Genomic DNA, 24,880 nt, shown 5'->3' with positions numbered 1-24,880 from the left:
CACAGGTGCTCGCGGCTGACCACGCTGTCTTGATGGTCACCGAGCAAGGTCTGGATGGCCTTGGCGCGTTCGGCTACGTTCGTCGCGCCCGTCGCCGCCGCGGTGTAGCGGAGTCGCTTGGCGCTCTTGCGCGTCCGGTGCAGCGCCTCGTTACGGCTTTCTTCGGGGGATTGGACCGCGGCCTTGGCGGCCTTGCGCACGCGCTTGTAGGCGGCGTCGACGGTCGCCGGCGCCGATTCGACGCCGCCCTCGACCGGTGGCGGCTCGCACACCAGCGCGTCCAATGCGTCGAGCAACCGGAAGTATCGCCGCGATCTCAGTGCCATCAGGGATCGCTGCAGCCCGGTGCGATACCGCCCTCGCGCGCCACCGACCAGGCGTTTGGCGATCGGGCCGCGCACCAGTTCGGCCGGCAACCGGTCCAGCGCGCGCTGATAGCGCTCGGCCAGCACTTCGGCGTCGCGGGCGGTACCCAGTACCCGCGCCAACTCGCGGAGTTCGTCGAGGACCCACGTGTCGTCGGCCAGCCCGAACGTATCCGGGGCGACCCGTAACAGACTGCGGAGCTTGCGGCTGGTCACCCGCATCTGGTGGACCGCATCGTCGGCGTCGGCCCGCACCGCCCGATCCCATACCAGCAACTCGTCGATCTGCTCGGCCACCGCACAGCGAAGCGGGTCCGACGACGAGTCCGGCGCGGGCGCGGTCTCGTCGAGCAACCGCGCCAGTTTGGAGCCGTGCCGCGCCGGCGTGGCGCCGGCGTCGAGTAGCCGGTTGCTCAGCCGGTCGAACAGGTCGGTGTTCGCGATAGCGTCGGGACCGACAAGTTCGATTTCCCACTCCCGCCACCGTTGCATCTCCTCGGCGGGTTCAGCCAGGCATGCGGCAACCTCGTCATCGCAGAATTCGGCCAGTACCTCGCCGTTGTGCCCGCACAGCAGATGAACATCCCGGGTGGTGGAGATCTGCGCGACCGGCCGCAGCGGGCGATCGCGGACGATGGCCGACACCACGTCGCGCAACTCGTCGGGCACGGTGTCCCGGCTGGCGTCCGCCGCGCCCAACGGTGCCCGAACCTCGGTGCGGGCGTCGGGCCCGGCGGGCAACTTCAGGTGCCATCCGGCATCCTGGCCGCCGCTTCGGCGACGCAACGTGACTCGTTTGGCGGCCAGGACACGCGCAGGGGTATCGAAATAGACAGCGTGCAGGGCCAGCGGTGGCTGTTTTTCGATCCGGGTGATGGCCGCAAGTCCGGCAAATGACGGCGACAGCGTGGACTCGTCAACGTCGAATTTGCGCTCCACCTCCACATGCCGCGACGTGTTCGGAGTCTCGGCAGCCATCAACGCCTCCGTCGCCGCTATGGGGGATAGGCGTCCAGCGTGCCACACGCCGGTGAATGGAGCGCGAGAACCGCCTTTAGAAGCTGTGCTCGTCGGCGGGAAAAGCTCCGCTTGCCACTTCTTCTGCGTACTGCGTTGCAGCGCGGCGTAATTCACCGGCGACATCGCCGAACCGCTTGACGAAGCGGGCCGTCTTGCCGCTGGTGAGTCCGGCCATGTCCTGCCAGACCAGCACCTGGGCGTCGCAGTTGGGGCCCGCACCGATGCCGATGGTGGGAATGGTGAGCTTGCCGGTTATCTGGGTGGCCAACTCGGCCGGCACCATCTCCATCACCACCGAAAAGGCGCCCGCTTCGGCGACCGCGATCGCGTCGGCGATGGTCTGTTCGGCGGCGTCACCGCGGCCCTGCACCTTGAAGCCGCCGAGGCTGTTGACGCTTTGCGGGGTGAACCCGATGTGTGCCATCACCGGGATGCCGGCGGCGGTCAGGGTAGCGATCTGCTCGGTTACCCGCTCGCCGCCTTCCAGCTTGACAGCATGCGCGCCGCCCTCCTTCATGAACCGGGAGGCGCTGGCCAACGCGGCGGTAGGTCCGGCCTCGTAGCTACCGAACGGCAGATCGGCGACGACCAGGGCGTGTGGAGCGCCTCGTACCACTCCGCGGACCAGCGGGATCAGTTCGTCGATGCTGATGGGCACAGTGGTGTCGTAGCCATAGACGACGTTGGCGGCGGAGTCACCGACCAGCAGCACCGGAATGCCGGCGTCGTCGAAGACACGGGCGGTGGAGTAGTCGTAGGCCGTCAGCATGGCCCAGGTGTGGCCTTCGGCCTTCATCTTCTGCAGGTGATGGATGCGGGTCTTGGTCCGCGGTGGCGCACCTGGCCGGGAGGGGGAAGCGCCATAGACAGTCTGCTCAGACATCATGTCCCTAGTGATGGTCGGGTCGATCCTCGTGGCCCTGCCGGGTCCCCGGGTTCGTCTGACCCTGCCAGTCTGCCATCTGTGCCGGTGTGGATGCACGCGCAGACCAGTGGACTTTCTCACACCGGGACCTGGCCGGGCGATTCGGGCACCAGCGCGAGGTCCCGGACATACCATCTGCGCATGCAGCGGCTCAGTGGACTCGACGCCAGCTTTTTGTATTTGGAGACCCCGTCGCAGCCGTTGCATGTCTGTTCAATCTTGGACCTGGACACCTCGACGATGCCGGGCGGTTACACCTTCGACCGGTTGCGCGACGAGTTGGCGATCCGGATCAAAGCGATGCCGCAGTTTCGGGAGAAGCTGGCCGACACCCCACTCAACCTCGACCACCCGGTCTGGGTCGACGACGACAACTTCGACGTGAGCCGGCACCTGCACCGCATCGGGCTGCCGCCACCGGGCGGGCGGATGGAATTATCCGAGATCTGTGGCCACATCGCCGGACTGCCGCTGGATCGCAGCCGGCCGCTGTGGGAGATGTGGGTCATCGAGGGCGTCGCGGACACCGACGCCGCCTGCGGTGGCCGCCTGGCGGTGATGACCAAGGTGCATCACGCGTGCGTGGACGGTGTGACCGGAGCATCGTTGTTGTCGCAGCTGTGCAGCACCGAAGCCGAGGCGCCGCCGCCGGAGCCGGTCGACGGGGTCGGCGGCGCCAGCCAAGTCCAGATCGCAGTGAGCGGCTTGATGAAATTCGCGTCGCGGCCGCTGCATTTGGTCAACGTGGTGCCCAATACCGTCTCGTCGGTCGTCAAAACCCTGCAGCGTGCCCGCACCGGGCTCACGATGGCACGTCCGTTCGCCGCACCGCAGACCACGTTCAATGCCAGCATCACCGCCCACCGCAACATCGCTTACGCGCAACTGGATCTCGAGGACATCAAGAAGGTCAAGAACCACTTCGACGTCAAAGTCAACGATGTGGTGATGGCGCTGGTGTCCGGGGTCTTACGACAGTTCCTGCTCGAGCGCGCCGAGCTGCCGGCCGCGTCATTGGTGGCGATGGTTCCGGTATCGGTACATGGGAAGTCCGATCGGCCGGGGCGCAACCAGGTTTCTGGTATGTTCTCCCGGCTGGAAACCCAGATCAGTGACCCGGCGGAACGACTCAAAGCCATCGCCGATGCGAATTCTGTTGCCAAACAACACAGTTCGGCTATCAGCGCGACGCTGCTGCAGGATTGGTCACAGTTCGCCGCGCCGGCGGTGTTCAACATGGCGATGCGGGCATATGCCCGGACTCGACTGACCCGCAGCCGGCCGGTGCACAACCTGGTGATCTCCAATGTGCCCGGGCCGCAGATGCCGCTGTACTTTTTGGGCGGCGAGGTCAAGGCGATGTACCCGCTGGGGCCGATCTTCCACGGCTCAGGCCTGAACATCACCGTGATGTCGCTCAACCGCAAACTCGACGTCGGGCTGATCGCCTGCCCGGAGTTGATGCCCGACTTGTGGGAGTTGGCCGACGACTTCACCGTTGGCATGGAAGAACTGCTGCTCGCCGCCGGCTAGCGCAGCCCGGTCGAAGCCCATGGCAGCATAGGTGGGCATGGGCCTGCCTCGCCGCGACACAATCGCGCGCACGCTGCTGATTTGGACCGTGATCTCCGTGATCGTGCTCACGGTCGCAAGCTGCACCCGCGTCGTCGGTGGGCGGGCGGTGCTGGCCAGTCCGAAAATCGGTCAGCCGGTGGAGTGGGGACCGTGCCGGGTCATCGGTGGCGATGGCAAGGTGAAGCTCCCGGCCGGCGCGCAATGCGGCAAGATCGCCGTGCCGGTCGACTACGACCACCTCGGTGGGGACGCGGCGACACTGGCGATGATGCGGTTTCCGGCGACCGGACGCAAGATCGGCTCGTTGGTCATCAACCCGGGCGGCCCGGGTGAGTCCGGCATCGAGGCCGCGCTGTCCATCGTCGGTTCGCTGCCGCCGCGAGTGCGCGAGCGGTTCGACCTGGTCGGGTTCGACCCGCGCGGCGTGGGGTCGTCGCGGCCGGCGGTCTGGTGCAACTCTGATGCCGACAACGACCGGCTGCGCACCGAGCCGCAGGTCGACTACAGCCCGGCAGGGGTGGCGCATATCGAGGGCGAGACCAAGGCGTATGTCGGTCGCTGTGTCGACAAGATGGGTAAGAAGTTCCTGGCGAAGGTCGGCACCGTCAATGTCGCCCGAGATCTGGATGCGATCCGCGACGGGCTGGGCGACGACAAACTGACCTACCTCGGCTACTCGTACGGAACCCGGATCGGTTCCGCCTACGCCGAGGCCTACCCGGGGAACGTGCGGGCAATGATCCTCGATGGCGCCATCGACCCGAACGTCGATCCGATCGAGGCAGACCTGCGGCAAGCCAAGGGTTTTCAGGACGCGTTCAACGACTATGCGGCCGATTGCGCCAAGTCTGCCGAGTGCCCGCTGGGTACCGACCCGGCAAAATCCGTCGACGTCTACCACAGCCTGGTGGATCCGCTGGTCGACCCGCAGAACACGATGATCGGCAGGCCCGCCAAAACCAAAGATCCGCGCGGGCTCAGCTATAGCGACGCCATCGTCGGCACCATCATGGCGCTGTACTCACCGGCGCTGTGGCATCACCTGACCACCGGGCTGACCGAGCTGAAGATCGACCGCGGTGACACACTGCTGGCGCTGGCCGACATGTACATGCGCCGCGATTCGCACGGTCACTACACCAATGCCAGCGACGCCAGGGTGGCGGTGAATTGCGTTGATCAGCCGCCGGTCAAGGACCGCGCCAAGGTCATCGACGAGGACCGCCGCTCGCGCGAGATCGCGCCGTTCATGAGCTACGGGAAGTTCACCGGCGACGCCCCCCTGGGCACCTGCGCCTTCTGGCCGGTCCCGCCGACCAGTGAACCGCATACGATCTCGGCACCCGGCCTGCCACCCACCGTCGTGGTCTCGACCACCCACGATCCGGCGACCCCGTACAAAGCGGGTGTCGACCTTGCCAAACAGCTGCACGCCGGGCTGCTCACCTTCGACGGGACCCAACATACGGTGGTCTTTCAGGGCAACAGCTGTATCGACGACTATGCGACCGCCTATCTCATCAACGGCACCATGCCGCCGCAGGACGCGAAATGCTAAGACGCCGCAGCAGATAACGAGACCAAGGTGTGACCTTCTGGCGTCGCCATGGCGGTTGACCCGTGCGACGATTGACAGCCATGTGGCGCATGAGACGGCTGAGCTCAGCGCTGTTTTCATTCGTGCTGCTGGCGTCGGCGGCCGTCGTACCGGCACACGCCACCCCGGAATCCGACACCGGCCAGACACCGGGCTCGGCCGTCCCGCAACCGACTGCGGCACCGGCACTGACCTGGGGAAGCTGCAGCCGGTTCGTGGACGACACCAGCGATATTCCCACCGCCCAATGCAGCACCGTGCCGGTCCCGATCGACTACGACAACCCGGGCACCGGGCAAGCCCAGCTCGCGCTGATCCGGATTCCGGCGAGCGGTCCGCGGATCGGATCGCTGCTGGTCAATCCGGGTGGGCCCGGAGCGTCGGCGGTCGACACCGTCGCCGGGATGGCACCGGCGCTGGCGGATACTGAGATCACCCGGCACTTCGATCTGGTGGGGTTCGACCCCAGAGGGGTCGGCCATTCCACCCCGACAGTGCGTTGCCGCACCGACGCCGAGTTCGACGCCTGGCGGCGCGAACCGATGGTCGACTACAGCCCGGCCGGCGTAGCGCACATCGAGCAACTCAACCAGCAGCTGGCCTCCGAATGCGTCAATCGGATGGGGTCGGCATTCCTGGAAAACGTGGGCACTGCGTCCGTCGCGCGCGACATGGACGTGATCCGCCAGGCGCTCGGCGACGAACAGATCAACTACCTCGGCTTCAGCTATGGCACCGAACTGGGCACCGCCTACGTCGAGAGGTTCGCCGAACATGTGCGGGCCATGGTGCTCGATGGCGCCATCGACCCGACCGTCGGACCGATCGAGGAGAACATCAACCAGCAGGCCGCATTCCAGACGGCGTTCAACGACTACGCGGCGGATTGCGCCCGCTCGTCGGCCTGCCCCCTGGGCACCGACCCGACCAAATCGGTCAGCCGCTACCACGACCTGGTGGACCCGCTGGTCGAGGAGCCGGGTAAGACGGCGGACCCGCGCGGGCTGAGCTACGCCGACGCGACCACCGGGACCGTCAACGCGCTCTACACCCCGCAGTACTGGAAGTTCCTGACCAGCGGACTGCTCGGATTGCAGCGCGGCACCGACGCGGGGGATCTGCTGACGCTCGCCGACGACTACTACGAACGCGACGCGCACGGCCACTATGACAACTCCCAGGACGCCTTCAACGCGATCCGGTGTGTCGACGCACCGTCACCGACCGACTCGGCGTCCTGGGTGGACGCCGACCGGCGCATCCGTCAGGTAGCGCCCTTCGAGAGCTACGGGCAGTTCACCGGGTTCGCGCCGCGCGATCTGTGCGCGTTGTGGCCGGTGCCGGCCACCTCGTCGCCGCATCCGGCGGCGCCCGTGGCGCCGGGCAAGGTGGTCGTGGTGTCCACCACCCATGATCCCGCCACGCCGTATCAAGCCGGCGTGAACCTGGCCCGCGAACTCGGCGCGCCACTGATCACCTATGACGGCACTCAGCACACTGCGGTATTCAACGGTGATCGCTGTGTGGACACCGCGGTCGTACGCTATTTCGTCGATGGTGTGCCGCCGCCGGGCAACTTGCAGTGTTAGGGAGGCTTCCGTAACACAGAATTCACTGGCAGGGCATACTGTTCGAGGTATGGATCGACAGAAGGAATTCGTGCTGCGCACGCTGGAGGAACGGGATATCCGATTCGTCCGGCTGTGGTTTACCGACGTGCTCGGTTACCTCAAGTCGGTCGCGATCGCCCCGGCCGAACTCGAGGGCGCCTTCGAGGAAGGCATCGGCTTCGACGGATCCTCGATCGAGGGCTTCGCCCGGATCTCGGAGGCCGACACCGTAGCGCACCCCGACCCGTCGACTTTCCAGGTGCTGCCCTGGATCGGCAGCTCCGGACAGCACCACTCCGCGCGGATGTTCTGCGACATCACGATGCCGGACGGCTCACCATCGTGGGCCGACCCGCGGCACGTGCTGCGGCGCCAGCTGTCCAAAGCCAACGATCTCGGCTTCTCGTGCTACGTACATCCGGAGATCGAGTTCTTCCTGCTGCAGCCCGGGCCCTATGACGGGTCGGTGCCGGTTCCGCTCGATAATGCCGGCTATTTCGACCAGGCGGTGCACGACTCCGCGTCGAACTTCCGCCGCCGCGCCGTGGAGGCGCTGGAATTCATGGGCATTTCAGTGGAGTTCACCCACCATGAGGGCGGGCCCGGGCAGCAGGAGATCGACCTGCGGTTCGCTGACGCGCTGTTGATGGCCGACAACGTGATGACCTTCCGGTATGTCATCAAAGAGATCGCCCTGGAGGAGGGAGCGCGGGCGAGCTTCATGCCCAAGCCTTTTGGAGAGTACCCGGGCTCGGCGATGCACACTCACATGAGCTTGTTCGAGGGTGAGGTCAACGCGTTCCACAGCCCAGATGACCCGCTGCAGCTGTCCGATGTGGCCAAGTCCTTCATCGCCGGAATCCTGGAGCACGCCTGCGAAATCAGCGCAGTGACCAATCAATGGGTCAACTCCTACAAGCGGCTGGTGCACGGGGGCGAGGCGCCTACGGCGGCCTCATGGGGGGCAGCCAACCGGTCGGCGCTGGTGCGGATTCCGATGTACAGCCCACACAAGACCTCGTCGCGACGCGTCGAAATACGCAGCCCCGACTCGGCGTGCAACCCTTACCTGACGTTCGCGGTGCTGCTGGCCGCCGGGCTGCGCGGGGTGGAGAAGGGTTACGCGCTGGGCCCGCAGGCCGAAGATAACGTGTGGGACCTCACCCCCGAAGAGCGTGGCGCGATGGGCTATCGCGAGCTGCCGGCCAACCTGGACGGTGCGCTTCGCGCCATGGAGAACTCCGAGCTGGTCGCAGAGGCTTTGGGCGAGCACGTATTTGATTTCTTCCTGCGCAACAAGCGCCATGAGTGGGCGAACTACCGCAGCCACGTCACACCGTACGAGCTGAGGACTTACCTTTCGCTCTAACCGCTCTCGGTAGCCGCAGGATCTGCCGGCCCGATGCGCTACCGTCGTGATCGTGAGCCAACCCGCCACGCAACGCCCGAAGTTGCCCAGCGTCGGCCGGCTCGGACTGGTTGACCCGCGCGCGAGTGTCCACCTGGCACAGCTCGGCTGGGACACCGACGCGCACGTCGACCTGCTCTGGTCGCTGTCGCGGGCACCGGATGCCGACGCCGCGCTGAACGCGATGGTGCGGCTGGCCGAGGGGCTCGGCACCGGGTGGGACGAGCTGCACACCGCCCTGCTGATCGACCGCGGCCTGCGCGGGCGGCTGCTGGCGCTGCTCGGGTCCTCGCTGACCCTGGGCGATCACCTGGTCGCCCATCCGCAGTCATGGCATCGACTGGCCGGTGATGTGAACCTGCCGTCGGCCGAGCAGCTGCGCCGCGCGTTTACCGACTGCATCGACGAAACATCAAGTGCGCCAAGCGCAGAGCGGTTACACACGCTGTACCGGGACCAACTACTGGTGTTGGCCGCTCTCGATGTGGCACCGGCCGTCGAGGACGAACCGGTGCTGCCGTTCACCGCGGTCGGGGCGCACCTGGCCGACATCGCCGATGCCGCACTGGCTGCAGCGCTCGCTGTGGCTGAAAACACCGTGTGTGGCGGCGACACACCGCCCCGGCTGGCCGTCATCGCAATGGGCAAATGTGGTGCCCGTGAACTGAACTACGTCAGCGACGTCGACGTCATCTTCGTCGGCGAGCGCGCCGACGCGGTGACCACCCGGGTGGCCGGCGAGATGATGCGGCTGGCGTCGGAGGCCTTCTTCGAGGTGGACGCCGCACTGCGTCCGGAGGGCCGGCACGGCGAGCTGGCGCGCACCGTCGAGTCCCACACCGCCTACTACCAGCGCTGGGCCAAGACCTGGGAGTTTCAAGCGTTACTCAAGGCCCGGCCCGCCGCCGGCGACCCCGGGCTGGGCGAGCGATACATGGCCGCCCTGATGCCGATGGTGTGGACCGCCTGCGAACGCGAAGACTTCGTCGCCGAGGTCCAGGCGATGCGGCGGCGGGTAGTACAGCTGGTGCCGGCCGATGTCCGCGGTCGCGAGATCAAGCTCGGCAGCGGCGGGCTGCGCGACGTGGAGTTCGCAGTGCAGTTGCTGCAGCTGGTGCACGGCCGCAGCGACGAGTCGCTGCACGTGGCGTCGACCGTGGACGCGCTGACCGCGCTGGGCAGTGGCGGCTACGTCGGCCGCGACGACGCCGCGAACCTGACCGCCTCCTACGAGTTTCTTCGGCTGCTGGAACACCGGCTGCAGCTGCAACGGCTCAAGCGCACCCACATGCTGCCCGCGGTCGACGACGACGAGGCGATGCGGTGGCTGGCACGCGCGGCCCACATCGTGCCCGACGGACGTCACGACGCCGTCGGCGTGCTGCGCGACGAACTCAAGCGGCAGAACGTGCGGGTGTCCCGGCTGCACGCCAAGCTGTTCTACCAACCACTGCTGGAATCGATCGGGCCCGCGGGCCTGGAGTTCTCGCACGGCATGACGCCCGCCGCCGCCGAGCTTCAGTTGGGCGCGCTCGGCTACGACAGGCCGAAGAGCGCGCTGACCCACTTGAGCGCGTTGATCAACCAGAGCGGGCGTCGCGGGCGGGTGCAGGCGGTGCTGTTGCCCAAACTGCTGGACTGGTTGTCGGACACCCCCAATCCGGACGGCGGGCTGTTGGCCTACCGCCGGCTGTCCGAGGCAATGGCCGCGCAGCGGTGGTATCTGTCCACGCTGCGCGACAGCAGCGCGGTGGCCAAGCGGCTGATGCACGTGCTGGGCACCTCGGCGTACGTGCCCGACTTGCTGATGCGGGTGCCCGAGGTAATCCAGTCCTACGGCGACGGGCCGGCGGGCCCGAAGCTGCTCGACGTCGACCCCGACGCGGTGGCCGGCGCTTTGGTCGCATCGGCAAGCCGGCACGCCGATCCGATTCGGGGCATTGCCGCCGCGCGCAGCCTGCGCCGGCGCGAGCTGGCCCGGATCGCCTCCGCCGACCTGCTCGGCATGCTCGACGTCACCGACGTGTGCAAGGCGCTGACCTCGGTGTGGGTGGCGGTGCTGCAGGCTGCGCTGGACGCGGTGCTCCGGGCCAACCTGCCCGACTCGGGTTCGGCCCCGGCCAGCATTGCGGTGATCGGGATGGGCCGGCTGGGCGGCCGCGAACTGGGCTACGGGTCCGACGCCGACGTGATCTTCGTCTGCGAGCCGTCCGACGGCGTGGATGACTCGCAGGCGGTGCGCTGGTCGGGGTCGGTCGCCGAACAGCTGCGGACACTGCTGGGCACACCCAGCGTCGACCCACCGTTAGAGGTCGACACCAATCTGCGGCCGGAGGGCCGCAACGGGCCGCTGGTCCGGACGCTGGCCTCCTATACCGCCTATTACGAGCAGTGGGCGCAGCCCTGGGAGATCCAGGCACTGCTGCGTGCCCACGCGGTGGCCGGCGATTCGGACCTGGGTCAGCGGTACCTGGTGATGGCCGACAAGATTCGCTATCCCGCCGGCGGGTTGTCGACCGAGACGGCGCGCGAAATTCGGCGGATGAAGGCGCGTATCGACGCCGAGCGGCTGCCCCGCGGCGCCGACCCCAAAACCCACACCAAGCTGGGACGCGGCGGCCTGGCCGACATCGAATGGACCGTGCAACTGCTGCAACTGCAGCACGCGCACGCGATCGGCGCGCTGCACAACACCTCGACACTGGAAGCCCTGGACGCCATCTCCGCGGCCGAACTGATCGCCGCCGACGACGTGGAGTTGTTGCGGCAGGCCTGGCTGACGGCGACCCGTGCCCGTAACGCGCTGGTGCTGGTGCGCGGCAAGCCGACCGACCAGTTGCCCGGACCCGGGCGCCAGCTCAACGCGGTAGCCGTCGCCGCCGGGTGGAAGGGCGGTGACAGCGGCGAATTCCTGGACAACTATCTGCGCATCACGCGGCGGGCAAAGGCAGTGGTGCGCAAGGTGTTCGGCAGCTGAGAGCGCCCCGGCGCACCGCGCAGCGCGGCTCGATGTTAGTAAGGACGGGTGAACACGATCTACGAGGTCATGAGCGCCGAGGAGCACGACCGGTTGACGGCGCTGTACGGACCGCTGACCGACGCTATCCGCGAGCTCATCGACGCCACCATCCGGACCCGGGCCGACGCCGACGCCATCCGGGAGGCGCGCCGGGCGATCGAGGCGGTGACGCACACGTTGCGGCCGCGCCAACCCGACCAACCGCAAGGTATGCGCTTCGTCGTCGACGGCCGTCCGCTGGCCTGGGGGAACGCCGTGGTCGGCCTGCGTAATCCGATCTCGCCGCCGCTGACCATCCACCATGATGACGACGCGACGAGATGCTGGAGTGAGTTCAGTCTGGGTGTGGCTTACGAGGGGCCGCCGGGACTGGTGCACGGCGGTGTCTGCGCCCTCGTACTCGACCACATCCTGGGCGAAGCGGCCAGTGAAGGTCTGACCAAGCCGCTGTTCACCGGGACCATCAGCGTGAAATACCTGCGCGGCACCCCGCTGGGCAGGCTGCGCGCCGAAGCCGCGATCGAGCGCACCGAAGAGGTCAAAACGTTTGTCCGCGGGCACCTTTGCGACTCTGAGGGAATCACCGCCGAAGCGGAGGGCATCTTCGTTCGGCCGGCATGGGCGCGCGAAGCCGGATGAAGTTCTACATCAGCAGCGCCTACCTGAACACTCGCGAGATCGTCGAGGTCGCCAAAGCCGCCGACGAGCTCGGCTACGACGGGATCGGGATTCCGGACCACGTCGTCAATCTGGAAACGCTGAGCACCCCATACCCGTACACCAAAGACGGTCAGCGTCGGTGGCAGCCTTTCACCGAGTGGCCCGACCCGTGGGTGCTGGTCGGCGCGCTCGCGCAGGTCACCACCCGGCTGCGGTTCGTCACCACCGTCTACATCCCCGCCATGCGAAACCCCTATGCCGCGGCGAAAGCCATTGGCACCGCAGCCTATCTGGCCGACGGCCGAGTGGAGCTCGGCGTGGGTGTCGGCTGGTGCGCGGACGAGTTCGCCTTGATGGAACAGCGGTTCGATGATCGCGGCAAGCGCACCGACGAGATGCTCGAACTGCTGGCCGCGCTGTGGTCGCCGGGCTGGACCGAGTTCGACGGCGGGTTCTACCAAACGCCCCGGCTGGAGATGCAGCCCACGCCGCCGCGGGTACCGGTCTATGTGGGCGGGCTCAGCGGGACCGCGTTGCGCCGCGCCGCCGGCCACGACGGCTGGATCGGTGACCTGATCAACACCGACCGGGCGATCGAGGCGGCTACCCGACTGTGTGAGTTACGGGCCGAAAAGGGTTTGTCGATGCGGGATTTCACCATTCTGACGCCCCTTACCGATGCGTTCACGATCGCCGACTATCAGCGGGCCGCGGATGCCGGTATCACCGGCATCCTGACCATGCCGTGGATGTTCTACGCCGGGCCGGACGCCACGCTCGCCGAGAAGGTGGATGGCATGCGCCGGTTTCGCAAGGACTTGGCGCTCGACGAGTGATGTCATGCGGACGTCGCCTACCATCAGCTCATGCGCGGCGCCAAGATCCTGATCACCGGTCCCACCGGCCAGGTCGCCACTCCGGTCGCCCGGGCGATGGCGGCCGACAACGAGGTGTGGGGTATCGCCCGATTCACCGACGCCGCGGCGCGTGAAGGTCTCGAGCAAGCCGGAGTTCGGTGCGAGACCGTCAACCTGGCCGCGGGTGATTTCACCGGCTTGCCGTCCGATTTTGATTACGTCCTGAACTTTGCAGTCGCCAAGAGCGGCAACTGGGAGAAGGATCTCGGGGCCAACGCGGAGTCGATCGGCCTGCTCATGGCCCACTGTCGCGGGGCAAAAGCCGTCCTGCACTGCTCATCGGCGGCCGTCTACGACCCACCGGACGATGAACCGCGCACCGAGCGTGCCGCCCTGGGCGACAACCACAAGTTCTTGTTCCCCACCTACTCCATCTCCAAGATCGCCGGCGAAGTCGTCGCCAGGTCAATGGCGCGCGTCCTCGGCGTGCCCACGACCATCGCCCGGCTCAACGTCCCGTACGGCGACAACGGTGGGTGGCCGTACTACCACATGGAGATGATGCTGGCCGGCATACCGATCCCGGTCCCGCCCGGCGGGCCGGCCCGCTACCACCCGATCCACGAGGACGACGTCATCGCAACCATCCCGAAGCTGCTTGAGGTGGCCTCGGTCCCGGCGACCATGGTCAACTGGTGCGGCGAGGCGGCCGTCGCCCTCCAGGAGTGGTGTAGGTATCTCGGCTCGCTGGTCGCCAGGGAACCGATTTTCGAGGAGAGCGAGCGGGCGTTGCGCGGTAATCCCACTGACGTGACCCGGATGCACGAGCTCGTCGGCGGCACCACGGTCGACTGGCGCGAGGGGATGCGCCGGATGGCGGCCAAGTTCCATCCGGAGCTGGTCGGCTCGTGAACGTCGAGCAGCGAAAGCGTTCCCTCGCCGGTCCGTTTGTCCTAACCTTGCCAGGGTGGATTCACACGTAACCCCCGAACTGGTGCCCGTCGAGGCATTGCGCTCAGGTGACCCGGTCACAGATGTCCATGGTGGCGGTCAGCACTACGTAGTTCTGGAGTCCAAGGCGATCGGCGAGGGCTGCGTGGTCCTCGAGCTCGAGTCGAAAGCGAACGACCGGCTTCGGGTGATCGAGATGTCCTTCCCCGCCGGCTACCACATGGGGAGGTCACCTCGGCGCATTCTGTGATGCCCGAACTCAGACCGTTTCGCATCGAGGTGCCGGATACGGTGCTCGATGATCTGCGGGAGCGTTTGGCGCGCACCCGTTGGCCGGAAGCCGAGTGTGTCGATGACTGGAGCCAGGGCATGCCGCTGGCATACACCCGCGAACTGGCCGCGTATTGGGCCGACGGCTACGACTGGCGGGCTTCCGAAGCCGCGCTGAACCGATTCGATCAATTCATCACCGAAATCGACGGACTCGATATCCATTTCATCCATCAGCGCTCCCCGCATGCCGACGCTCTGCCGCTGCTGATCACGCATGGCTGGCCGGGGTCGGTCGTGGAGTTCCACAAGGTGATCGAGCCGCTGGTGAACCCCCGACGTCCCGGGGATGCGTTCCATGTCGTCTGCCCTTCGCTGCCCGGCTACGGATTCTCCGGCAAGCCCACCCGGACCGGATGGGGGGTCGGCAAGATCGCGCAGGCGTGGGAGACGCTGATGGGCCGCCTCGGGTATGACCGCTATGGCGCGCAGGGCGGAGACTGGGGCGCAGCCGTCACGACTCAGATCGGCCGCAACCGGGGCCACTGCATCGGCATCCACCTGAACATGCCGATCGCGCGACCCCCGACGGGATCGACCACGGATCCCACCGAGGACGAGCAACGAGCGCTGGCGGCGGTGGCGCAGCACCGCCGTTGGGGCACTGGCTATTCCAAGCAACAATCCACCCGGCCTCAGACGCTCGGGTATGGACTTGTTGATTCGCCCGTCGGACAACTCGCGTGGATCGTGGAGAAGTTCTGGGCGTGGATGGACTGCGACGGGCATCCGGAGAACGTCCTCACACGCGACGAACTCCTCGACAACGTGATGCTGTATTGGGTGACCGGTAGCGGGGCATCGTCGGCTCGGCTGTACTGGGAGAGCTTCAACAGCTTCGCCGGGGCCGGCCGGGTCGAGCTACCGACCGGAGTCGCCGCGTTCCCCAGGGAAATCCTGCCCACCCCGCGACGCTGGTGCGAGGACGCCTACAACATCACGCACTGGTCGACGATGCCGCGCGGCGGGCACTTCGCCGCATTCGAGCAGCCGACACTTTTCGTCGACGACGTTCGCGCTTTCTTCGCGACGGTCCGATAACCCTGTGCGGCGCCCGCGCAAGAGCGCATAATGACCTCCTCCGACGAGGACCGGTCCGGCGGGGAGGTACGCGAACGTGGCAAAATTACTGGCGGTCAGCTACGGCGCGCTGAATTACCTGATATTCGTGGTGGCATTCCTGTATGCGATCGGCTTCGTCGGCGACATCGTGGTCCCGCGCAGTGTCGATCACGGGATAGCCGCGCCGGTCGGGCAAGCGATCGTCGTGGATGCGCTGGTGCTCGGGCTCTTCGCCGTGCAGCACAGCGTGATGGCGCGCCCGGCGTTCAAGCGGTGGTGGACGCGGTTCGTACCGCAACCGATCGAGCGGAGCACCTACGTGCTGGCGTCGAATCTGGTGCTCTTTCTGCTGTATTGGCAGTGGCGTTCCATACCGGCCGAAGTTTGGCACATCGGACCTCCGGCGGCTCGGCTGGGCGTGTGGGTTTTGTTCTGGCTCGGCTGGGCGATCGCGTTCCTGAGTACCTTCATGATCAGTCATGTCGACCTGTTCGGCCTGCGACAGGTGTATCTGTTCTGGCGCGGAAAACCACAGAACGACATCGCGTTTCGCGCGCCGCTGTTTTACCGCCTGGTGCGGCACCCGTTGATGGTTGGCTTCATCATCGCCTTTTGGGCGGCTCCGACGATGACGGCCGGGCATCTGCTGTTCGCGGTGGCGACCACCGCATACATCGTGATCGCCGTGCAGCTGGAAGAACGGGATCTGGTGGACGCACTGGGTGATCAATACCTGGACTACCGCCGAGAAGTGCCGATGCTGGTGCCGCGGCCACGCCGCCAGTCGACCCGGTAGCGCTGAGATTGCGCCGAGGGCTGTGATCCGCCGAAAATCACGACCCTTGACGCAATCTCAACGACAGGCGGTTCGCCCGCGTGCTGAGCCGGGCCTCAAACGTCGTAGTACAGCGCGAATTCGTATGGATGTGGTCGGATGTTGATCGGCTCGATCTCGTTCTCGCGTTTGTAGGCGATCCACGTCTCGATCAAGTCGGACGTGAAAACGCCTCCCTCGGTGAGGTATTCGTGGTCATCCTCGAGACGGTCGATCACAACGGCCAGCGACGTCGGCGCCTGCGGGATGTTGGCGGCTTCGTCGGGCGGCAGCTCGTAGAGATCCTTGTCGACCGGCGCCTGCGGCTCGATCTTCTTCTTGATCCCGTCGATGCCGGCCATCATCATCGCCGAGAACGCCAGATACGGGTTGCCCGACGAGTCGGGGCAGCGGAATTCCAGCCGCTTGGCCTTCGGGTTGTTGCCGGTGATCGGGATGCGCACGCACGCCGAGCGATTGCGTTGGCTGTACACCAGGTTGATCGGCGCTTCGAACCCGGGCACCAGTCGCTTGTAGGAGTTGACGGTCGGGTTGGTGAACGCCAGCAGTGACGGCGCGTGGTGCAAAATCCCGCCGATGTAGTGGCGTGCGGTGTCGGACAACCCCGCGTAGCCGACCTCGTCGTAGAACAGCGGTCCGCCGTCCTTCCATAGCGACTGGTGACAGTGCATCCCGGAGCCGTTGTCGCCGAACAGCGGCTTGGGCATGAACGTGACGGTCTTGCCGTTCTGCCACGCCGTGTTCTTGACGATGTACTTGAACAGCATCAGGTCGTCGGCGGCGTGCAGCAGCGTGTTGAACTTGTAGTTGATCTCGGCCTGCCCGCCACTGCCGACCTCGTGGTGGCCCTTTTCCAGGGTGAACCCGGCGTTGATCAGGTTGGTCAGCATCTTGTCCCGCAGGTCGACGTACTGGTCGTTGGGCGCCACCGGGAAGTAACCGCCCTTGGGCCGGACCTTGTAGCCACGGTTCGGGCTGCCGTCGGTCTCGGTCTTCAAGCCGGTGTTCCACCATCCGGAGATCGCGTCGACCTCGTAGGAGGCGGTGTTGGTCGCCGACGTGAACGAAACCGAGTCGAAGATGTAGAACTCGGCCTCGGCGCCGAAGAACGCGGTGTCCGCGATGCCGGTGCTGATCAGATAGTTCTCCGCTTTGCGGGCGACGTTGCGCGGATCGCGGGAGTACGCCTCGCGGGTGAACGGGTCGTGCACGAAGAAGTTGAGGTTGAGCGTCCTGGCTTCACGGAACGGGTCGATCTGGAGGGTTTCGGGGTCGGGCAGCAGAATCATGTCGGACTCGTGGATCGACTGGAAGCCGCGAATCGACGAGCCGTCGAAGGCCAGCCCGTCCTCGAAGACGCTCTGGTCGAACGCTGACGCCGGGATCGTGAAGTGCTGCATGACGCCGGGCAAGTCGCAGAACCGGACGTCGACGTACTGGACTTTCTCGTCCTTGATGAGCTTGATGATGTCGTCGGCCGTCTTTTCGGACACCGAAGCGCTCTCCTTTACTGAGGGCATCGAATCTAATGCGGTCATTGAGGCGCTCTCCTTTACGGGCCGTGACGGGGTGGCCCGATCAGACCGTAGGGAGGCGATGTTGCCCGGTAGTCAACCACGTGTTGCGCTGACGTTACGCGACCCCATTGGCCACCATCGAAGCCGGGTAGCCGCCGTCATATTGTGGGCGCATGGCCCGCGGCATCGCTTCCTGGCTGTCCGGCGCGCCGCCCCCCGCCAGCGGGCGATACTCGGGGGAGACGCTCGGCTTGCCCGAGCACGGGTCGGGTTCGCTGGCCCGGATGGGCCGTCGGTTGGCGGCGCTGCTCATCGACTGGTTGGTGGCCTACGGGCTGGCCGCACTCGGGGTGACGCTCGGGCTCGGCACGCCGCGACTGTTGCCGACGGCGGTGTTGGTCATCTGGATGGTGCTCGGCATGGCCGCTGTCCGGTTGTTCGAATTCACGCCGGGCCAGTTTGCGCTCGGGCTCCGGGTAGTTCCGCTGGGCGGCCGGGAGCATGTCGGTCTCGGTCGCGCCGCATTGCGTGGGCTGATGATCGCGCTCGTCGTCCCCCCGTTGTTCGTCGACGGCGACGGCCGGGGCCTGCACGACCGGATCAGCGGTACCGCGGTGCTGCGCCGCTGAGCGCTACCGCCTGCGCCGGGCGGTGGCCGTACGCCCCGCAATCCGCCGGCAGGCGTCGTTCGTGTTGAAAGCCGTTGCCACGCCGTCTGAAACGACCAGCGTTGGCCGGCTTACGTCCCTCGTACCTCGCTGGATTAAGCACGTTTGACTGATCGATCAGATAGTATCGTGCTGCGCCCGGGAGGTGGTGATCACGACAATCTCGACGATTGCAGACGGCGATGGTTCCGCATACGGCGCCGTCGACGCCAGGCAGCGAATTATGTGGGCGACCGTGGAGTGCTTCCGTGAGTACGGCTATGAAAAGTCGTCGATGAAGAAAATCTCCGCCAGGGCCGGGGTGTCTCAGGCATTACTGCACTATCACTTCGAGACCAAGGCGAAACTCTTCGAGTCGACGATGGACAACCTGGCTCAGACATTGTTCGCAGCGGCCGCGGACTCTCTGCCGCAGGGGAAATCGGCGCGGGAAGGCTTCACGGAGGCGGCTGACCTGCTCTACACGCTGTTCATCAGCAACCTCGATGCGGTCACGTTCACGGTCGAGTTCGCCGCCGCGGCCAATCACAATGAATTTTTGCGGACGGCATACATAAGCTATCGAGATACCCAGCGTCGGCAACTTGCTAATGTGCTGCGCGGTATTGCCGGCGGTCGCGCACCGGCCAGCCTGATCGACGAAACGGTCTACTTGATCGAGACCGGGCTGCTCGGCATGTCGATGCAGCGCCCGTTCGTTGCTGACGAACGCGCCTTCCGGGCCGACTTCGACGCGTATATCCACACGGTCACCGCCAGCTTCATCGACAAATTGGACTCGGCGTCGCCGTGACCCACCATCGCGATTCGGCAGAAAACCCCAGCTAGCCGTTAACGGCACCGTGAAACGACCGGATTGGTCGCTCGACTTTCCTCCGTTCTCTTGCCTGACTGATCGATCAGGTAGTAGCCTGACTGATCAGTCAGCGTGGTAACTGATCGATCAGTCAGCCGCCACTAGAGGGCACCGAGAGGGGTCGGTGATGCTCGCAACGATCTCGAAAAGTCCAGACGGCGGACTCGCCGCCGCCGACGCCAGGCACATCATCCGGGCGACCGGCAAGGCGGTAGGTTCGTCGCGCCTTCCGATGAGTGCCGGCCGCACGCTGAAAGCGGCTCGGTCGCCAGTTCGCGGCCGGGCCGCTGTGGAGATCGTCGAGGACGGTCCCAGCGTCGCGGGCCGGCTTTTATGGCTTGCTGCCCGGCTAACTGTCCGGTCAACCTTGGCAGTTGGCAGCTACCTGCCGGACCTGCCGTGGCCCTGGGGCCTTGTCGACTTCGTCGCCCGGGCGACGCCGCCCGCCTCCGGCAGCACTCGCGCCACCATCCGGTTGCCACAGTGCACCGCGCAGTTGGTTCACGCCGCCGGTGTGCGGCCGGCCGACGGCACGCGTCGCGTTGTGCTGTACATGCACGGCGGCGCCTTTCTGACCTGTGGACCCCATACCCACGGTCGGCTCGCCGAGAGGCTGTCGAGGTATGCAGACAGTCCGGTGCTGGTGCTGAACTACCGGATGATGCCCAAGCATTCGATCGGTGAAGCGATCGATGACTGCTACGACGGCTACCTCTGGCTGCGCGAGCGAGGCTACCCGCCCGACCAGATCGTGCTCGCCGGCGACTCCGCCGGAGGCTACCTGTCGTTGGCGCTGGCCGAACGACTGCTCGACGAAGGTGAGAGGCCCGCGGCGATTGTCGCCATGTCGCCGCTGCTGCAGCTCGTCAAGGAGCCCAGGCGGGTGCAGCCCGGCATCCCCACGGACGAGGTGATTCCGGCCAAGGCCTTCGACGTGTTAGTCGAGCTGATTGCCAAGGCCGCCAGGCGCCGTTTGGTCGACGGGCGTTTCGAGGAGATCTACGAACCGCTCGACCACATCGAGCCCGGTCTGCCCCCGACGTTGATCCATGTATCGGGCTCCGAGATGCTGCTTTACGACGCCCGCCTGGCGGCAGGTGAGTTAGTCGCGGCCGGCGTTCCGGTGGAGGTGCGGGTGTGGCCCGGCCTGATGCACGTATTCCAGATCGCCGCACCGTGGGTGCCGGAGGCCACCCGGTCGTTGCGCCAGATCGGCGAGTACATCCGCGATGCGACCGGATAGTAGCGATGACAACGATCCCGAAGAACCCGGCCGGTGTACGCGCGGTCGCCGACGCCAGGCGAATTATGCGGGCCGCCGTGGCGTGCTTCCGTGAGCTTGGTTATGGAAAGTCGTCGATGAAGAAGATCTCCGCCAGGGCCGGGGTGTCTCAGTCATTGCTGCACTATCACTTCGACACCGAGGCCAACCTCTTCGAGTCGACGATGGCAAACTTGGCCGAGACAATGTTCGCAGCTGCCGCGGCCTCTCTGCCGCGGGGAAAATCGGTACAGGAAGGCCTGGCGGCGGCGGCTGATCTGCTCTACACGCTGTTCATCAGCAACCCCGATGCGGTCACGTTCACGGTCGAGTTGACCGCGGCGGCCAATCACAACGAGTTTTTGCGCATGGCGTATGCGAGCTATCGAGATGCCCAGCGTCGGCAACTCGCTAATGTGTTGCGGGGCATCGTCGGTGACCGCGCACCGGCCAGCCTGATCGACGAGACGGTCCGCTCGATCGAGACCGTGCTGCTCGGCATGTCGATGCAGCGCCCGTTCATTTCTGACGAACCTGGCTTTCGGGCCGACTTCGACGCGTGTATTCAGACACTCACCTCACGCTTCATCGACAAATTGGAATCAGCGTCATCATGACCCACCGCCGGGAGGGAAGGGGACCGCTAGTGGCAGATACACGGATCGCGACGCGGAGGACGAACGTAGCACCGACAAGCAGCGCCATCCCTCGCGCTGATGCCGAGTCACCGACTGCCTGGGTTTCCGAGGCCCTGTGCCGGTCGGTCGACCCTGATCAGCTCTTTGTCACCGGCGCCGCACAACGCAAGGCGGCGGTGATCTGCCGGCACTGCCCGGTAGTGCTGGAATGCAGGGCCGACGCGCTGGACAACCGTGTCGAGTTCGGCGTGTGGGGCGGCATGACCGAACGCCAGCGCCGTGCCCTGCTCAAACAACGCCCCGAGGTGGTGTCCTGGGCGGAGTTCTACGCCGCACAACGAAAACACCGCAGCGCCGGCTAAGTGGTCAAGGCCCTACCGCCTGCGCACGGTGCGCTGGACGCCGCGCATCTTGGCGGCGCCGGGCAACGGTCCCTTCGGCGTCGCGGCCGTCCCGGCCCGAGACCCCAGCGCTGTGAGCCGCGATTCCAGTGAGTCCATCTGTTTGACGGTGATGTTCGCCGGCAGCCGGGTCAGGTGGCGTTCGAGCTTGGCCAGCGGAATCTCGCCGTCGCCGTTGCCGACGATGATGTCGTAGATCGGTACATCACCGACCAGCCGGGCGGTGCGCTTCTTCTCCTGGGCGAGCAGCGGCTTGATCCGGGTCCCCGAGCCCTCGGCCACCAAGATGACACCGGGGCGGCCGATCACCCGGTGCACCGCGTCGAAGTTACCGGTGGCGGCCACACCGGGGGTGACCCGCCACTTGCCGCGCAGGTTGTCCAGCGCCCACGCTGCAGCGCCGGTCTGCCCGTCGGCTTTGCGGAACACCGATCGCTGCGCGCGCCGACCGAAGATGATGAACGCCACCAGCGCGCCCAGCACCACTCCGAGCGGGATCATCGTGATCGTGGTGAACCCGCCGGCCGAGAGTCCGGCCGCCACGGACAGGCCCACGATCAGCACAAACGCACCGATCATGTACGGCAGCAGCCGCTTGTCCTCTTTGCGCTGAATGGTGAACGCCTGCCATAGCTGGCTGCGGCGCTGTCTGGCGGCGGCCTTGCGGCCCGCTCTGGCCTCGGCTCTGGCAGCCTTGTTTTGGGCGGCGTTGCGGGGTCTTGGCATTGCTTCAGGATACGGCCGGGCGCGCCTGCACGGCCTGCTGGTAGAGCCGCCCGGCCCGGTAGGACGATCGCACCAGCGGGCCCGCCAGCACCCCGGCGAAACCCAGCCGCTCGGCGTAGTCGGAGTACTCGACGAACTCGTCGGGCGGCACCCACCGCTCAACCGGGTGGTGCCGCGGCGAGGGACGCAGATACTGGGTGATCGTGACGAGTTCGCAGCCCGCGTCGTGCAGATCGACCAGCGCGGTGTGCACCTCGTCAGGCGTTTCGCCCATGCCGAGGATCAGATTGCTCTTGGTGACCAACCCGAACTCGCGGGCGGCGGTGATCACGTCCAGGCTGCCCTGGTAGGAGAACGCGGGCCGGATCCGCTTGAAGATGCGCGGCACGGTTTCGACATTGTGCGCCAACACTTCCGGGCCGGACTCGAACACCTGCCGCAGCCGGACGCGATCGCCGTTGAAGTCGGGGATCAGCAACTCCACACCGGTGGACGGGTTGAGCCGCTTGATGGCACGCACAGTTTCCGCATACAGCCAGGCGCCACCGTCGGGCAGATCGTCCCGGCACACCCCGGTGACGGTGGAATACCGCAGCCCCATGGCCTGCACGCTCTCGGCGACCCGCCGCGGCTCGTCGCGGTCCAGCGCGGCGGGCTTGCCGGTGTCGATTTGGCAGAAGTCGCAGCGACGGGTGCACACCTCGCCACCGATCAAGAAGGTGGCCTCGCGGTCCTCCCAGCACTCGTAGATGTTGGGACAGCCCGCCTCCTCACACACGGTGTGCAGGCCCTCGCGCCGGACTAAGCTCTTGAGCTCGGTGTATTCCGGACCCATCCGCGCCCGTGTCTTGATCCACGGCGGCTTGCGCTCGATCGGGGTCTGCGCATTGCGAACTTCCAGGCGCAGCAGCCTTCTGCCTTCGGGCGCGACGGTCACATGGGTGATGCTACGCGGGCAGCGGGCTGCCAGGTCAGCGCAAGCCGCCCGTCCAGGGCGTCGCATACCGCGTCGGCGACCGCGGGCCGGACGTCGTCGACACCCACCCGGCGACCCAATTCGGCGGTGATCGACGTCACCCCGGCGTCGGTGATGCCGCACGGCACGATCGGTTCGAACGCAGCCAGGTCGCAATCACAGTTGAGCGCGAAGCCGTGCAGCGTCGTCGCCCGCGACACCCGCACGCCGATAGCGGCGACCTTGCGCGTGGGCCGACCGCCGCTTGCCGGCAGCCACACCCCGGAGCGGCCGTCCACGCGGCCGGTGTCCATGCCCAGATCGTTGCACACCTTGATCAGCGATTCCTCAAGGCGCCGAACATAATTGACCACGTCGAGTGGTTCGGCCAGCCCGATGATCGGATAGCCGACGAGTTGTCCCGGGCCGTGCCAGGTGATCTTGCCGCCGCGGTCGGTGTCGACGACCGGCGTGCCGTCCACCGGTCGCTCGTGCGCGACGGTGCGTCGTCCGGCCGTGTACACCGAGAAGTGTTCCAGCAACAGCAATGTGTCGCTGCCGTCGGCCACCCTTGTGTCGGCCAATTCGCGTTGCAGCTGCCAGGCGGCGCGGTAGTCCAGGGTGCCGAGTTGGCGGACGTCGACGGGGTTCAGGCTGGCCCGAATGGAACTCACAGTAGTCGAGGTTACTCGAGTGTAGTGTCACGCTGGCGTGACGCTCGGATGCGGTGGTCACGCTAGCGTGACGCCCGACGAGCCAGGGCCGCTCTGACCCGGCGAATGATGTCGGTTGGTTGGTCGCCGGCGACCACCCGCACGATGATCCAGCCACAACGCTCGAGCAGCTCATGCCGTCGGACGTCCCAGGTGTACTGTCGGCGGTCGCTGCGGTGTTGCTCGCCGTCATACTCGACCGCGACTTTGACGTTCTCCCAACCCATGTCGAGATAGCCGATCAAGTCACCGAACTCGTCATGAACCCGAATCTGCGTCTGAGGCCGGGGAAGTCCGGCGTCGATTAGTAGTAACCGAAGCCACGTTTCCTTAGGTGACTGTGCTCTGGAATCCACTAGGCCGAGGGTGATGCGCCCACGGCAGATGCCACGTCGACCCGGATAGCGCTGCACCAGCAGCTCCACGTCTGCAGCCTTCACGTCTACAGCGTGAGCGAGAGCATCGATCGCCGCGACCGCTTCGCCGGTCGAATACCAGCAAGCCAGATCGAGTGCGGTGCGAGCCGGCGTGGTGACTGGAATCCTGTCGGCCACGGCGACCTCGTCCTCTTCGATGTGATCGCCGCGAACCCGGAGCCCAGCAAGCGGGTTTCTGTTGGTGTGAATGATTTCCAGCGGTGCGGCGGTGTCAACCCATTTGGCACCGTGCAGCGCGGCAGCCGACACGCCAGCGATGATTCCGCGGCGTCCAGACCACAACCAGGCCGCGTGCGCACGAACATGTACGGTCAACTCGGTTCCGGGGTGGACGTACACGTCATGGAACACCTTGGTGTAGTGCGTCCGAAGCGCGCTCTTGACAACGTCCCCGTTAACGACGGCCGCACTGCCGATAAATGGCTCTGCCACCGGCGCAGTGTGACATTCGGCACCCACGGCGTCACGTCACCGTCACGCTCGATGTGGATTGT

23 protein-coding genes are annotated in these 24,880 nt (G+C 66.2%); 16 read left to right on the top strand and 7 right to left on the bottom strand.

Translation table 11 applies throughout. The features are described 5' to 3' along the window. Positions 1-1,343 (bottom strand): CHAD domain-containing protein (locus ACRDTL_RS15590; RefSeq protein ID WP_431507603.1); only part of this gene is annotated, 1,343 nt, incomplete at its 3' end. Positions 1,344-1,419: 76 nt separating this feature from the next. Beyond that, complete coding sequence (gene panB, locus ACRDTL_RS15585) at positions 1,420-2,268, bottom strand: 3-methyl-2-oxobutanoate hydroxymethyltransferase (protein ID WP_431507610.1); 849 nt, start codon at positions 2,266-2,268, stop codon at positions 1,420-1,422. Here panB and ACRDTL_RS15580 point away from each other — a divergent pair. From ACRDTL_RS15580 to mddA, 11 genes are all read left to right on the top strand, one after another. Continuing rightward, complete coding sequence (locus tag ACRDTL_RS15580) at positions 2,194-3,843, top strand: WS/DGAT/MGAT family O-acyltransferase (protein WP_431507602.1); 1,650 nt, start codon at positions 2,194-2,196, stop codon at positions 3,841-3,843. The two genes, panB and ACRDTL_RS15580, sit on opposite strands and share 75 nt — an antisense overlap. 31 nt (positions 3,844-3,874) lie before the next feature. Beyond that, on the top strand, positions 3,875-5,443 hold the full coding sequence (locus tag ACRDTL_RS15575) for an alpha/beta hydrolase (RefSeq protein ID WP_431507601.1): 1,569 nt from the start codon (positions 3,875-3,877) through the stop codon (positions 5,441-5,443). Between the two features lie 71 nt (positions 5,444-5,514). Next, a complete protein-coding gene (locus tag ACRDTL_RS15570) occupies positions 5,515-7,071 on the top strand; it encodes an alpha/beta hydrolase (RefSeq protein WP_431507609.1) in 1,557 nt (518 codons plus the stop codon). 49 nt (positions 7,072-7,120) lie between these two features. Continuing rightward, entirely contained in the window at positions 7,121-8,461 is a 1,341-nt protein-coding gene (gene glnA, locus ACRDTL_RS15565; protein WP_431507600.1) for a type I glutamate--ammonia ligase, read from the top strand. 46 nt (positions 8,462-8,507) lie between these two features. Further along, positions 8,508-11,477 carry a bifunctional [glutamine synthetase] adenylyltransferase/[glutamine synthetase]-adenylyl-L-tyrosine phosphorylase gene (locus ACRDTL_RS15560; RefSeq protein WP_431507599.1) on the top strand — a complete coding sequence of 990 codons (2,970 nt, stop codon included), beginning with the start codon at positions 8,508-8,510 and terminating at the stop codon, positions 11,475-11,477. 69 nt (positions 11,478-11,546) lie between these two features. Next, positions 11,547-12,158: a PaaI family thioesterase gene (locus ACRDTL_RS15555; protein WP_431507608.1), complete on the top strand. Its 612-nt coding sequence runs from the start codon at positions 11,547-11,549 to the stop codon at positions 12,156-12,158. Then, positions 12,155-13,015, top strand: coding sequence for a TIGR03619 family F420-dependent LLM class oxidoreductase (locus tag ACRDTL_RS15550; RefSeq protein ID WP_431507607.1), 861 nt, complete (start codon positions 12,155-12,157; stop codon positions 13,013-13,015). The genes ACRDTL_RS15555 and ACRDTL_RS15550 overlap by 4 nt, the downstream gene beginning before the upstream one ends. A 30-nt stretch (positions 13,016-13,045) precedes the next feature. Continuing rightward, the gene (locus tag ACRDTL_RS15545) at positions 13,046-13,948 is read left to right on the top strand and encodes an NAD-dependent epimerase/dehydratase family protein (protein WP_431507598.1); all 903 of its coding nucleotides are present in this window, start codon (positions 13,046-13,048) and stop codon (positions 13,946-13,948) included. A gap of 55 nt (positions 13,949-14,003) precedes the next feature. Then, positions 14,004-14,237, top strand: a complete 234-nt coding sequence (locus ACRDTL_RS15540; RefSeq protein ID WP_431507597.1) for a hypothetical protein — start codon at positions 14,004-14,006, stop codon at positions 14,235-14,237. Next, positions 14,237-15,358 (top strand): epoxide hydrolase family protein, encoded by a 1,122-nt coding sequence (locus tag ACRDTL_RS15535; protein WP_431507596.1) that lies wholly within the window; start codon positions 14,237-14,239, stop codon positions 15,356-15,358. The genes ACRDTL_RS15540 and ACRDTL_RS15535 overlap by 1 nt, the downstream gene beginning before the upstream one ends. A gap of 76 nt (positions 15,359-15,434) precedes the next feature. Then, positions 15,435-16,175 carry a methanethiol S-methyltransferase gene (mddA, locus tag ACRDTL_RS15530; protein WP_431507595.1) on the top strand — a complete coding sequence of 247 codons (741 nt, stop codon included), beginning with the start codon at positions 15,435-15,437 and terminating at the stop codon, positions 16,173-16,175. 95 nt (positions 16,176-16,270) lie between these two features. Here mddA and glnA (ACRDTL_RS15525) read toward each other — a convergent pair whose 3' ends face one another. Further along, positions 16,271-17,707: a type I glutamate--ammonia ligase gene (gene glnA / locus ACRDTL_RS15525; RefSeq protein ID WP_431507594.1), complete on the bottom strand. Its 1,437-nt coding sequence runs from the start codon at positions 17,705-17,707 to the stop codon at positions 16,271-16,273. A gap of 197 nt (positions 17,708-17,904) precedes the next feature. Between glnA (ACRDTL_RS15525) and ACRDTL_RS15520 the strand changes: the two genes are divergently transcribed. The 5 genes from ACRDTL_RS15520 (at position 17,905) to ACRDTL_RS15500 (ending at position 21,516) form a co-directional block, all read left to right on the top strand. Further along, positions 17,905-18,360 carry an RDD family protein gene (locus tag ACRDTL_RS15520; protein ID WP_431507593.1) on the top strand — a complete coding sequence of 152 codons (456 nt, stop codon included), beginning with the start codon at positions 17,905-17,907 and terminating at the stop codon, positions 18,358-18,360. A 187-nt stretch (positions 18,361-18,547) separates the two neighbouring features. Continuing rightward, a complete protein-coding gene (locus tag ACRDTL_RS15515; RefSeq protein ID WP_431507592.1) occupies positions 18,548-19,192 on the top strand; it encodes a TetR/AcrR family transcriptional regulator in 645 nt (214 codons plus the stop codon). A 253-nt stretch (positions 19,193-19,445) separates the two neighbouring features. Then, on the top strand, positions 19,446-20,498 hold the full coding sequence (locus tag ACRDTL_RS15510) for an alpha/beta hydrolase (protein WP_431507606.1): 1,053 nt from the start codon (positions 19,446-19,448) through the stop codon (positions 20,496-20,498). Positions 20,499-20,503: 5 nt separating this feature from the next. Beyond that, complete coding sequence (locus ACRDTL_RS15505; RefSeq protein ID WP_431507591.1) at positions 20,504-21,133, top strand: TetR/AcrR family transcriptional regulator; 630 nt, start codon at positions 20,504-20,506, stop codon at positions 21,131-21,133. 29 nt (positions 21,134-21,162) lie between these two features. Beyond that, on the top strand, positions 21,163-21,516 hold the full coding sequence (locus ACRDTL_RS15500; RefSeq protein WP_431507590.1) for a WhiB family transcriptional regulator: 354 nt from the start codon (positions 21,163-21,165) through the stop codon (positions 21,514-21,516). 12 nt (positions 21,517-21,528) lie between these two features. Here ACRDTL_RS15500 and ACRDTL_RS15495 read toward each other — a convergent pair whose 3' ends face one another. The 4 genes from ACRDTL_RS15495 to ACRDTL_RS15480 all read right to left on the bottom strand — a co-directional run bounded on the left by ACRDTL_RS15495 (position 21,529) and on the right by ACRDTL_RS15480 (position 24,818). After that, complete coding sequence (locus ACRDTL_RS15495) at positions 21,529-22,281, bottom strand: DUF4191 domain-containing protein (RefSeq protein ID WP_431507589.1); 753 nt, start codon at positions 22,279-22,281, stop codon at positions 21,529-21,531. 4 nt (positions 22,282-22,285) lie between these two features. Further along, a complete protein-coding gene (gene lipA, locus ACRDTL_RS15490) occupies positions 22,286-23,218 on the bottom strand; it encodes a lipoyl synthase (RefSeq protein ID WP_431507588.1) in 933 nt (310 codons plus the stop codon). Then, a complete protein-coding gene (lipB, locus tag ACRDTL_RS15485) occupies positions 23,215-23,910 on the bottom strand; it encodes a lipoyl(octanoyl) transferase LipB (protein WP_431507587.1) in 696 nt (231 codons plus the stop codon). The genes lipA and lipB overlap by 4 nt, the downstream gene beginning before the upstream one ends. A 62-nt stretch (positions 23,911-23,972) precedes the next feature. Continuing rightward, positions 23,973-24,818, bottom strand: a complete 846-nt coding sequence (locus ACRDTL_RS15480; protein ID WP_431507586.1) for a DUF559 domain-containing protein — start codon at positions 24,816-24,818, stop codon at positions 23,973-23,975. Between the last annotated feature and the right edge of the window lie 62 nt (positions 24,819-24,880).

Source organism: Mycobacterium sp., from assembly GCF_050700595.1.
Lineage (GTDB): Bacteria > Actinomycetota > Actinomycetes > Mycobacteriales > Mycobacteriaceae > Mycobacterium.
Note: the sequence above shows the minus strand (reverse complement) of the source record. Positions and strands in the feature narration are given on the sequence as shown.

Excerpts from the sequence above, each read along its gene's own strand:
- panB (WP_431507610.1), bottom strand. The coding sequence starts at position 2,268 with ATGTCTGAGCAGACTGTCTATGGCGCTTCCCCCTCCCGGCCAGGTGCG.
- ACRDTL_RS15495 (WP_431507589.1), bottom strand. The coding sequence starts at position 22,281 with ATGCCAAGACCCCGCAACGCCGCCCAAAACAAGGCTGCCAGAGCCGAG.
- ACRDTL_RS15505 (WP_431507591.1), top strand. The coding sequence starts at position 20,504 with ATGACAACGATCCCGAAGAACCCGGCCGGTGTACGCGCGGTCGCCGAC.
- ACRDTL_RS15550 (WP_431507607.1), top strand. The coding sequence starts at position 12,155 with ATGAAGTTCTACATCAGCAGCGCCTACCTGAACACTCGCGAGATCGTC.
- ACRDTL_RS15535 (WP_431507596.1), top strand. The coding sequence starts at position 14,237 with ATGCCCGAACTCAGACCGTTTCGCATCGAGGTGCCGGATACGGTGCTC.
- ACRDTL_RS15545 (WP_431507598.1), top strand. The coding sequence starts at position 13,046 with ATGCGCGGCGCCAAGATCCTGATCACCGGTCCCACCGGCCAGGTCGCC.
- ACRDTL_RS15520 (WP_431507593.1), top strand. The coding sequence starts at position 17,905 with ATGGCCCGCGGCATCGCTTCCTGGCTGTCCGGCGCGCCGCCCCCCGCC.
- ACRDTL_RS15580 (WP_431507602.1), top strand. The coding sequence starts at position 2,194 with ATGGATGCGGGTCTTGGTCCGCGGTGGCGCACCTGGCCGGGAGGGGGA.
- ACRDTL_RS15555 (WP_431507608.1), top strand. The coding sequence starts at position 11,547 with ATGAGCGCCGAGGAGCACGACCGGTTGACGGCGCTGTACGGACCGCTG.
- glnA (WP_431507600.1), top strand. The coding sequence starts at position 7,121 with ATGGATCGACAGAAGGAATTCGTGCTGCGCACGCTGGAGGAACGGGAT.